This window comes from Variovorax sp. YR752, assembly GCF_943372545.1.
The window spans coordinates 18,788-28,484 of sequence record NZ_CALRZC010000096.1 but is presented as its reverse complement, the minus strand read 5'-3'; the positions used below and the strand labels follow the sequence as shown (position 1 = coordinate 28,484).

The following is a 9,697-nucleotide window of genomic DNA, read 5'->3' as shown; positions in this document are numbered from 1 at the left end:
ATCGGCTCGTCGCTCTACAAACCCGGCAAGGCCGCCGCCGCCGTGCGCGAAGACGCGCAGCGCTTCGTGGCGGCCTGGGCCGGCCTGATCCGCGCCTGATCCGATACGAACGATTCACCCGCCACAAGAAAGAAGGAGACCCCCGCGATGTCCGCCGATTCCGAATACGCCAGCCCCGCCGTGCGCCGGTTGCGCGAAGACCTCGCGCTCGCCTTGCGCGCGGCCGCCCATCACGGGCTCTCCGAAGGTGTGTGCAACCATTTCAGCGTGTTGCTGCCGGGCGCGCAGGACCGCTACCTCATCAACCCACGCGGGCTGCACTGGAGCGAGATCGGCCCCGACGACATCGTGCTGATCGACGTGCACGGCGAAGTGCTCGCGGGTCGTCACCGCGTGGAGCCCACGGCGCTCTTCATCCACGGCGCAGTGCATCGGCTCACGGGCCACGCCGTGGTGCTGCATTGCCACATGCCCTACGCGACGGCGTTGACGCTCACGGTCGACCGCGCACTCGACCCGACCGCCAGCCAGAACGCGATGCGCTACATGAACCGCATCGCCATCGACGCCGAGTACAACGGTCTGGCGCTCGACGACGCCGAAGGCGAACGCATCGCGCGCGCCATGGCGGGCAAGGACGTGGCCTTTCTCGCGAACCACGGCGTGATCGTGGCGGGCGGCACCATCGCGCACGCGTACGACGACCTGTACTACCTGGAGCGCGCCTGCCTGCACCAGGTGATCGCGCAATCGACCGGGCGCCCGCTGGTGCCCGTCAATGCGAAGCTGGCCGCGCACGTGGCGGCGCAGATCCAGGGCGAGCGGGAACAGTCCGACCTGTTCTTCGAAGCGCTGCGGCGCATGCTGCCGGCGCCGCAACGCTGAAAAAAGTGTGAGCGCAGCGGCTTACAGCTCTTCATGCGATTTCGCTTCCGGCTTACAAGAACTTCACACAATGGCGCGACGATGAGGCATCGCAACCACTCCTCAGGAGTCGCCATGAAAAAGCTGACATTCGCCTTCGGTGCCGCCGCCCTGCTCTCGCTGGCCGCCCTCACCGCACCCGCCCATGCCCAGGCCGGCGGCCCGTTCATCCAGGCCCAGGTGTATGTGACGCCGGCCCCGCCGCCGCACCACCCCCGCTACTACGCACCGCCGCCGCCCCCGCGCCACTACCACCCGGGTCACTACGACGGTCCGCGTCGCCACGGCTATTACGACCACGGCCGTCGCGGCTGGGACGACCGCCGCCATGGCCGCCGGGACTACGACGGCGACGGCGTGCCCAACCGTTACGACCGCCGCCCGAACAACCCCTACCGCTATTGATGCACGTCAGACCGGCGGGCTCGCATACGCGGGCCGCTCGGTCGACAGGCTCTGCTTGAGCTGGCGCGTGACCTCGTCGGCCAGCACCTCGGGCAGGCCCGCTTCCACGCCCGCCAGCGCCTGACGCGCCGCGTCGTCGGGGGAGGTCTTGGGGCCGGGCATGCGCGCCGCCATGTCGGTGTCCATGAGCGCCACATGCAGGCTCGTGACCTGCGTTCCCTGCCCCGCCAGCTCGTTGCGCAAGCCGTTGCTCAGCGACCAGGCTGCCGACTTGGTCGCGCTGTAGGTCGCGACGCCGGGGAACGTCGTCCAGGCCAGCGCCGACAGCACGTTGAGGACCGCACCACCGCCGTTCGACGCGAGCACCGGCGCAAAGGCCTGCGTGAGCGCCCAGGGGCCGAAGAAGTTGGTCTCGAACTCGGCGCGCGCCGCGGCCACCGCGTCGGGCGAACCCAGGAAGCTCGATCCGCGCGAGATGCCCGCGTTGTTGACCAGCAGCGTCACGTCGCCGCAGGCACGCACGGCGGCCTCGATCTGCGCGGGCTGCGTCACGTCGAGCGCCACGGGCACGACGCCCGCCAGCGTGATGCTCTTCGGGTCGCGCGCGGCCCCGTAGACCTTGCGCGCACCGGCTGCGAGTGCCGCCTTGGCGAATGCCAGGCCGAGCCCCCGGTTGGCACCGGTGATGAAGACAACGGAATCCTTGATCTGCATGACGAGCCTTTCGTTGAAAAGAAAACCGGAGCGCTTCAGGCCTGCGCCACGCGGCGCAGCAAACCCTGCGTCGTGCGCGGCCAGCCGACGCGCCCGAACCACGCGCCGCCTGCGATGGCCGAAGCGATGACGATGCCGTACACCACCAGCGCCACGCCCTGCGCCGCGAACACGCCGGTGAGCCCGCCGCCCCAGCGCAGCGCCAGCCAGCCGCCGGTGCCCGCCACGGCGAGCCGCGCGATGTTGCCGATCACCGGCCACAGCAGCCGGCCCGCGCCCTGCGAGGCGAAGTACAGCACCAGCCCGACACCGAAGAAACCATAGAGAGGCCCCACCACGCGCAGGTAGTGTGCGCCGGTCTCGAGCATCACGGGGTCATTGCCGAACAGCATCAGCCACGGGCGCGGGAACAGCGCGGCCGCCAGCCCGATGAGCTCGGCCATGCCGAAGGCCAGCGCCGCGCCGGCCCAGGTGGCACGCAGCGCGCGTTCACGCAGCCCCGCGCCCATGCAGGTGCCGACCATCGCGACCAGCGGCGCGCCCAGGCCGAACACCAGCGGCACCAGCAGGTATTCGAGCCGCGATGCGGTGCCGTAGCCAGCCAGTGCGCCCGAGCCGAAATGGCCGGTGAGCGCGGTGGCGATGCCGATCGACAGGTTGGTCGCGACGGTCGACACCGTGCCGATCAGGCCGATGCGCAGGATGTCGCGGAACAGCGGCCAGCGCATCTGGAACGCGGCCAGCGTGGGCCGCAGCAGGCTGCGCGGCGAGCGCAGGTAGGCGATGAGCGCGAGCGAGCCCAGCAGGTAGTACAGCAGCAGCGCCAGCGCCCCGCCCGCGATGCCCATGCCGCCCCACGGCCCGATGCCGAAGATCAGCAGCGGCGACGCCGGAATGAGGAACACCACGCCCACCACCGTCACATTGGCCGGCACCGCCATGTTGCCGGTGCCGCGGATGATCGCCGAAAGCGAGTTGAAGAGCCACACCAGCACCGCGCCCGCGAACACCCAGTTCGAGTACGTGAGCGCGGCTTCCAGCGCGGCGCCGGTGCCGCCCATCACGCCGTAGAGCCAGCGCCCGCCCAGCAGCAGCGCCAGCGTGAAGCACAGGCCGAAGCCGAGCGCGATGACCACCGCGTGCCAGACCAGCGCATCGGCATCGCCGCGGCGGCGCGCGCCCAGCGCACGCGCGATCGACGAGGCGATGCCGCCGCCCATCGCGCCGCTGGACGTCATCTGCATCAGCATGACGATCGGGAACACCAGCGCCATGCCGGCGAGTGCATCGGTGCCGAGCTTGCCGACGAAGTAGGTCTCGATGAGGCCGACGGAGGCCTGCGCCAGCATCACGAGCACATTGGGCGCGGCGAGCCGCAGCAGCGTGGGGATGATGGGCGCCTCGAGCAGGCGGCGCGTGCGCGGGTCGAGGTCGCTGTTGTTTTGCGGGGTGGTCATGCGGGTCTCCGGCGTTCAGGCGCGCGCGGCGGCGTTGGTGGTGGCCGCGGCCGGTGCGGCAGCGGTCTTGGCGGGGCGGCGGATCGCCATCACGATCACTGCCGCGAACAGACAGGCCGCGCCGGCCGTGTACAGCGCGGGCGTGTAGGTCAGCAGCAGCGTGCGTGCAAAGCCCGCGCCGTAGGCCGCGGTGGCCGCGCCCAGCTGGTGGGCCGCGAAGATCCAGCCGAACACCAGTCCGACCTTCGCGGGGCCGAAGGCGGCGCCCGCGAGCTTGACGGTGGGCGGCACGGTGGCGATCCAGTCGAGACCGTAGAACATCGCGAACAGGCCCAGGCCGTAGATCGTGAACTCCGAATGCGGCAGCCAGAACAGCGACAGCCCGCGCAGGCCGTAGTACCAGAACAGCAGCTTGCGGTTGTCATAACGGTCGGAGAGCCAGCCCGACAGGATGGTGCCGACGAAGTCGAAGGCGCCCATCATCGCGAGCACCGAGGCGGCGGGCACGGCGCTCATGCCGTAGTCGCCGCACAGCGAGATGAAGTGCGTCTGCACGAGGCCGTTGGTGCTCAGGCCGCAGATGAAGAAGGTGCCCGCCAAAATCAGGAAGGTGCGGTTGGTCGCCACTTCGCGCAGCACGCGGAACGGCGTGGCGAAATTCATCGTGAAGGCGGGTGCGGGCGCCGGCTGCGTGCCGGGCGCTTCACCGTAGGGCTGCAGGCCGATGTCCGACGGCCGGTTGCGCACCAGGCACAGCGCGAGCAGCGCAATCACCACGCTGCCGACCACGATCGGCACGATGGCCGAGCGCCAACCCCAGTGCTCGATCATCCAGGCCGCCAGCGGCAAAAAGGCGAGCTGGCCGGTGGCCGCACTCGCCGTGAGCATGCCCACGACCAGGCCGCGCCGCGCGACAAACCAGCGGTTGGCCACCACGGCGCCGAGCACCAGCGCCGTCATGCCGGTGCCCAGGCCGAGCATCAGGCTCCACAACACGAACAACTGCCACAGCTGCGAGGCCGTGGTGACCAGCGCCATGCCCAGGCCGACCAGCGTGAGGCCGGCGCACATCACCGCGCGCAGGCCGTAGCGCTCCATCAGCACCGCGGCGAACGGGCCCATGAGGCCGAACAGCGCAAAGCGCAGCGCGAGCGCGGACGAGATCTGCTCGGTGCTCCAGCCGAACTCGTCGCCGAGCGGCTTCATCATCGCGCCCGGCAGGCCGAGCGCGGCCGACATGGTGAGCATGGTCATGAAGGTGACGGCCGCGACGATCCAGCCGTAGTGGATGCCGCGGCGTTGCAGCCATGCGGAGACGTGGGTGGCGAACATGGAACCTCTGCTGTTGGAATTGAATGGAGGAGGAAAAACGGCAACGCAAGCAACGGACTCGCGCGCTCAGCCTCTGCGCGCGGTGAGAAAAATGTCGGGGGTCTCGGTATCGCTCGAGGTGGAAAGACGCTCAGTCTTCGATGGCAGGCTCGTCGTCGGCGCCCAGCAGGTCCATCGCATCGTCGATCAGCTGGTGCAGCGCGAGCACACGCTCCACGCCCAGCAGCGCATTGATCTTCTGCTGCGCCGCCTTCCAGTGTTGCTGCGCTTCGCGGCGCTTGGCCTCGCCCGTTTCGGTGAGCTGCACCAGCAGGCTGCGCGCATCGGCGCCTGCACCCTGCGCGATGAAGCCCGCGGCGATCAGCGGCTGCAGGTTGCGGCTCAGGGTCGAAGCGGTCATCTTGAGTTCGCCCGCCAGGTCGACAGGGCGCGAGGGACCGAGCCGCGCCAGGTGCGACAGCAGCGAGTACTGCGTGGTCTTCAGGCCGCTGTGCGATACCTCGGCGTCGTAGTGCTGCGACAGGCGGCGCGAAAGCTGTCGCACCTTGAAGCTGGTGCAGCCGCGGGGTTGGGTCGGTGTGTCCATGGGGTATTATTGTATGTGCAACTATTGCATATGCAATCAACCCCTCTCACCAAAGCCCCCAGCAGGAACACAGGCATGACGCAGCAAGCTTCCACCGACACCCCCATCAACCTGCTCGACGCATGGATCGCCGAAGAACGGCAGATCGTCGAGCGCCTCGACAACGGCCCCGGCCCCGGCCTCGCGCGCCCCGAGCAGGTCGCGGGCAAGACCGGCCTGGAGGTCATGCACGCGATGCTCAACGGCGAGATTCCCTACGCCGCCATCGCCAAGACGCTGGACTTCACGATCGTCTCGGTCAGCCGCGGCATCGCCATCTTCCAGGGCACGCCGCTGCCGCAGCACCTGAACCCGCTGGGCACCATCCACGGCGGCTGGGTCGCCACCATGCTCGACTCCGCCCTGGGCTGCTCGGTCCACACCATGATGCCGCCCGGTCGCGGCTACACCACCGCCGAACTCAGCGTGAACTACGTCAAGGGTCTCACGCCCAAGGTGCAGCGCGTGCGCGCCGAGGGCAAGGTGATCCACTGCGGCAAGCAGCTCGCCACCGCCGAGGCGCGGCTGGTCGGGGCGGACGGCACGCTGTATGCGCATGCGACGACGACGTGCCTGGTGTTCGAGGTGCCGGCGGGGCGTTGAGGCGTTTCAAGTAGGCCCTCAGGCTGTAAGCCAAAGGAAAACCCGCTCCTCCCCGTCAGTGATAATTGTTCGCATCAGCGACACGCTCCGTCGTCGCCGATGCCTTTCCTAGAACACCTCACCGCACCTGGAGGATCCTTCATGACCGACCGTTCCGGCTCCCAGGGCCGCGTGGCGCACGCCCTCTTCGGCGTTTCCGCCGCCTGGCTCGCCCTTGCCGCCCTGCCCGCCCACGCCGCCACTGACGAGCTCACGCTCTACACGACGCGCGAGGCGGCGCTGATCCAGCCGCTGATCTCGGCGTTCAGCGCGCAGAGCAAGATCAAGGTCAACACGGTGTTCGTGAAGGACGGCCTGCTGGAACGCGTGAAGGCCGAAGGCGCGCGCTCGCCGGCCGACGTGCTGATGACCGTGGACATCGGCAACCTGATGGACCTGGTCGATGGCGGCGTGACGCAGCCGGTGAAATCGGCCGCGCTCGAGTCGGCCATTCCGGCCAACCTGCGCGGCGCCGACGGCCAGTGGTTTGCGCTCTCGCTGCGCGCCCGCGTGCTGTACGCCGACAAGAACCAGCCGCTGACCAGCTTCCGCTACGAAGACCTGGCCAACCCGAAATACAAGGGCAAGGTCTGCATCCGCGCCGGCCAGCATCCCTACAACACGGCGCTGGTGGCCGCGATGATCGCGCACGACGGCGAGGCCAAGACCGAGCAGTGGCTGCGCGGCGTCAAGGGCAACCTGGCGCGCAAGGCCACCGGCGGCGACCGCGACGTGGCGCGCGACATCCTCGGCGGCATCTGCGACATCGGCGTGGCCAATTCGTACTACGTCGGCCAGATGAAGAGCGCCAAGGAAGGCACCGACGCGCGCAAGTGGGGCGACGCCATCAAGGTGATCCGCCCGACCTTCGCCAACGCCAAGAGCGGCGGCACGCACGTGAACATCAGCGGCGCGGCCGTGGCCAAGAACGCGCCGCAGCGCGCCAACGCAGTCAAGCTGCTCGAATTCCTGGTGTCGGAACCGGCCCAGGCGCTCTACGCCGACACCAACTACGAATACCCGGTGCGCAAGGGCGTGGCCCTCGACCCGATCATCGGCGAGACCATCGGTGCGCTGAAGGTCGACCCGCTGCCGCTGACCGAGATTGCCAAGCACCGTAAGCAGGCCAGCGCGCTGGTGGACAAGGTCGGCTTCGACCAGTGACCTTGCATGGCCGGGCACGCCGTGCCGGCGACTGAATGCTGATGTCGCGGCGCCAGCCGCCGGGCCTGCGCGCCGCGGGCCCGGCGTGGCGCTGCGCGTCGTTCCTCATTGCGCTCGGCGTGCTGGCGCCGGTGCTCACGCTGGCCTGGCTCGCGTTCGGCTCGGGCGTCGGCCACTGGGGGCCGCTGTTCGCGCACGTGCTGCCGCAGGCGGCACTCAACACGGCGCTGCTGCTCGCGGGCGTCGGCACCCTCGTCCTCGTGATCGGCACCGGCTGCGCCTGGCTGGTCACGGCGCATGATTTCCCCGGCCGCGGCGTGCTCAACTGGGCGCTGCTGCTGCCGCTGGCGATGCCGACCTACATCGTCGCCTTCGCCTACCTCGACCTGCTGCATCCCATCGGCCCCGTGCAGGGCGCGATCCGCTGGATGCTGGGCTTCGACAGCCCGCGCCAGTTCCGCCTGCCCGATCTGCGCTCGATGCCGGGCGCGATCTTCGTGCTGGGCTTCGTGCTCTACCCGTACGTCTACATGACGGCGCGCGCGATGTTCATGACGCAGCCGGCGCACCTGATGGAAGCGGCGCGCACGCTGGGCGAGAACCGGCGCGGCGCCTTCTTTCGCGTGGCGCTGCCACTCGCGCGGCCGGCACTGGCCGTCGGCCTGAGCCTGGCACTGCTCGAGACGCTCAACGACATCGGCGCCTCCGAATTCCTCGGCGTGAACACGCTCACGGTGGCGGTCTACACCACCTGGATCACGCGCTCCGACCTGGCCGGCGCCGCACAGATCGCCTGCGCGATGCTGTTCGTGGTGGTGGCGCTGGTCTGGCTCGAACGCAACGGCCGCCAGCACCAGCGCTTCGGCTCCGCGCAGCGCATGCGTGCGGTGCAGCCCCGGCGCCTGCACGGCGGCGCGGCCTGGGCGGCGACCGCGACGGCGGCGCTGCCAGTGCTGATCGGTTTCGTCGCGCCCGCGCTGTACCTGGTCTGGGAAAGCGGCAAGCGGCTGCACCAGGGCGGCGGCATTTCGCAGGGCCTCGTGGCCAGCCTCGGCAACACGCTGGCGCTCGCAGCCGGCGTGACCGTGGTCGCCGTGGCAGCCGGCCTGGTCGTGGCCTGGGCCTCGCGCAGCCAGGGCACCAGCCCCAACCGCGCACGCTGGCAGGCGCGCGCAGCCACGCTGGGCTATGCGGTGCCGGGCACCGTGCTCGCCATCGGCCTGCTGACGCCGGCACTGGCCTTCGACGCAGCGCTGGCCGGTGCGATGGGCTGGCAGGGCCTGCCGCTGATGGGCGCGGGCATCGTGCTGGTCGTGGCCTGCGCCATCCGCTTTCTTGCGATGCCCGTGGGCGGCATCGAGGCCGGGCTGGCGCGCATTCCGCCCGCCATCGAGCAGGCCTCGCGCCTGCTCGGCGAAACCACGGGCGGCACGCTGCGCCGCGTGCACCTTCCGCTGCTGCAGCCCGCCATCGCGGCGGGCGCGCTGCTGGTCTTCGTCGACGCCATGAAGGAGCTGCCGGCCACGCTGCTGCTGCGGCCGGCCAACTTCGACACCCTCGCCACCTGGCTCTACGCCGAGGCCGCGCGCGGCACCTACGAGGAAGGCGCGATCGCCGCGCTGGCCATCGTGGTCGCCGGCCTGCTGCCGGTGGTGCTGCTGGCGCGCAACCAGCTCGGTGCGACACCGGCGGTGACGCCTCCCGACACGGACCCCGCATGAGTTCTCCGCTTCATCTCGACTCGCTGCAGCTCGCGTACGACACGCCGCGCGGCCCGCACACGGTGGTCGACGGCTTCTCGCTGGACCTGGCCGCGGGCGAGATCGCCTGCCTCTTCGGCCCCTCGGGCTGCGGCAAGACCACGGTGCTGCGCGCCATCGCCGGCTTCGAGCCCGTGCGCGCCGGCACCATCCGCCTCGGCGACACGCTGCTGTCGTCGCCGCAGAAGCACCTGCCGCCCGAGCAGCGGCGCGTGGGCATGATGTTCCAGGAGTACGCGCTGTTCCCGCATCTGTCGGCCGCGAAGAACGTGGCCTTCGGCCTGCGCCGCCTGGGCCGCGCGGCGCAGCAGGCGCGCGTGACCGAGATGCTCGCGCTGGTCGGCCTGGCCGAGGCCGGCGAGCGCTACCCGCACGAGCTGTCGGGCGGCCAGCAGCAGCGCATCGCACTGGCCCGTGCGCTGGCGCCCTCGCCCGCGTTGCTGCTGCTGGACGAGCCGTTTTCCAACCTCGACGGCGGCACGCGCGAACGCCTGACCGCCGAGGTGCGCGGCATCCTGAAGAAGGCCGGGCAGACCGCCATCCTGGTCACGCACAACGAGGCCGAAGCGCATGCGATGGCCGACCGCATCGGGGTGATGCACAACGGGCGGATCACGCACTGGCTGGAGACGGCGCCCTCGCCAGCGCCGTAGAGTGCTCTAGCACAAGGGGCC

General features: G+C 70.1%; 9 protein-coding genes and 1 pseudogene. 6 read left to right on the top strand and 4 right to left on the bottom strand.

The features are described 5' to 3' along the window. Positions 1-138 precede the first annotated feature (138 nt). Both AAG801_RS21700 and AAG801_RS21695 read left to right on the top strand, forming a co-directional pair. A pseudogene (locus AAG801_RS21700) lies at positions 139-885 on the top strand (aldolase); the annotation flags it as partial. A gap of 114 nt (positions 886-999) precedes the next feature. Continuing rightward, positions 1,000-1,329: a hypothetical protein gene (locus tag AAG801_RS21695; RefSeq protein ID WP_101489471.1), complete on the top strand. Its 330-nt coding sequence runs from the start codon at positions 1,000-1,002 to the stop codon at positions 1,327-1,329. A 6-nt stretch (positions 1,330-1,335) separates the two neighbouring features. On the opposite strand, the gene AAG801_RS21690 is transcribed toward AAG801_RS21695, so the two are convergent. The 4 genes from AAG801_RS21690 to AAG801_RS21675 form a co-directional block, all read right to left on the bottom strand. Continuing rightward, positions 1,336-2,043 carry an SDR family oxidoreductase gene (locus AAG801_RS21690; RefSeq protein WP_099791483.1) on the bottom strand — a complete coding sequence of 236 codons (708 nt, stop codon included), beginning with the start codon at positions 2,041-2,043 and terminating at the stop codon, positions 1,336-1,338. Between the two features lie 35 nt (positions 2,044-2,078). After that, positions 2,079-3,500, bottom strand: coding sequence for an MATE family efflux transporter (locus AAG801_RS21685; protein ID WP_341890216.1), 1,422 nt, complete (start codon positions 3,498-3,500; stop codon positions 2,079-2,081). Between the two features lie 15 nt (positions 3,501-3,515). Further along, complete coding sequence (locus tag AAG801_RS21680; protein WP_341890215.1) at positions 3,516-4,832, bottom strand: MFS transporter; 1,317 nt, start codon at positions 4,830-4,832, stop codon at positions 3,516-3,518. 130 nt (positions 4,833-4,962) lie between these two features. Then, positions 4,963-5,418 (bottom strand): MarR family winged helix-turn-helix transcriptional regulator, encoded by a 456-nt coding sequence (locus AAG801_RS21675; RefSeq protein WP_341890214.1) that lies wholly within the window; start codon positions 5,416-5,418, stop codon positions 4,963-4,965. Positions 5,419-5,493: 75 nt separating this feature from the next. On the opposite strand from AAG801_RS21675, the gene AAG801_RS21670 reads away from it, so the two are divergent. The 4 genes from AAG801_RS21670 to AAG801_RS21655 all read left to right on the top strand — a co-directional run bounded on the left by AAG801_RS21670 (position 5,494) and on the right by AAG801_RS21655 (position 9,676). Then, the gene (locus AAG801_RS21670) at positions 5,494-6,060 is read left to right on the top strand and encodes a PaaI family thioesterase (protein WP_101489466.1); all 567 of its coding nucleotides are present in this window, start codon (positions 5,494-5,496) and stop codon (positions 6,058-6,060) included. A gap of 141 nt (positions 6,061-6,201) precedes the next feature. Further along, entirely contained in the window at positions 6,202-7,263 is a 1,062-nt protein-coding gene (locus tag AAG801_RS21665; protein WP_341890213.1) for a Fe(3+) ABC transporter substrate-binding protein, read from the top strand. A gap of 35 nt (positions 7,264-7,298) precedes the next feature. Next, a complete protein-coding gene (locus tag AAG801_RS21660) occupies positions 7,299-8,984 on the top strand; it encodes an iron ABC transporter permease (RefSeq protein ID WP_341890212.1) in 1,686 nt (561 codons plus the stop codon). After that, positions 8,981-9,676, top strand: a complete 696-nt coding sequence (locus AAG801_RS21655; protein ID WP_341890211.1) for an ABC transporter ATP-binding protein — start codon at positions 8,981-8,983, stop codon at positions 9,674-9,676. Before AAG801_RS21660 ends, AAG801_RS21655 begins: the two co-directional genes overlap by 4 nt. The last annotated feature ends 21 nt before the right edge of the window (positions 9,677-9,697 follow it).

What these genes read in the sequence shown, in the direction of transcription:
- AAG801_RS21695 (WP_101489471.1), top strand. Translation starts at nt 1,000, where the DNA reads ATGAAAAAGCTGACATTCGCCTTCGGTGCCGCCGCCCTGCTCTCGCTG.
- AAG801_RS21690 (WP_099791483.1), bottom strand. Translation starts at nt 2,043, where the DNA reads ATGCAGATCAAGGATTCCGTTGTCTTCATCACCGGTGCCAACCGGGGG.
- AAG801_RS21685 (WP_341890216.1), bottom strand. Translation starts at nt 3,500, where the DNA reads ATGACCACCCCGCAAAACAACAGCGACCTCGACCCGCGCACGCGCCGC.
- AAG801_RS21680 (WP_341890215.1), bottom strand. Translation starts at nt 4,832, where the DNA reads ATGTTCGCCACCCACGTCTCCGCATGGCTGCAACGCCGCGGCATCCAC.
- AAG801_RS21675 (WP_341890214.1), bottom strand. Translation starts at nt 5,418, where the DNA reads ATGGACACACCGACCCAACCCCGCGGCTGCACCAGCTTCAAGGTGCGA.
- AAG801_RS21670 (WP_101489466.1), top strand. Translation starts at nt 5,494, where the DNA reads ATGACGCAGCAAGCTTCCACCGACACCCCCATCAACCTGCTCGACGCA.
- AAG801_RS21665 (WP_341890213.1), top strand. Translation starts at nt 6,202, where the DNA reads ATGACCGACCGTTCCGGCTCCCAGGGCCGCGTGGCGCACGCCCTCTTC.
- AAG801_RS21660 (WP_341890212.1), top strand. Translation starts at nt 7,299, where the DNA reads ATGCTGATGTCGCGGCGCCAGCCGCCGGGCCTGCGCGCCGCGGGCCCG.
- AAG801_RS21655 (WP_341890211.1), top strand. Translation starts at nt 8,981, where the DNA reads ATGAGTTCTCCGCTTCATCTCGACTCGCTGCAGCTCGCGTACGACACG.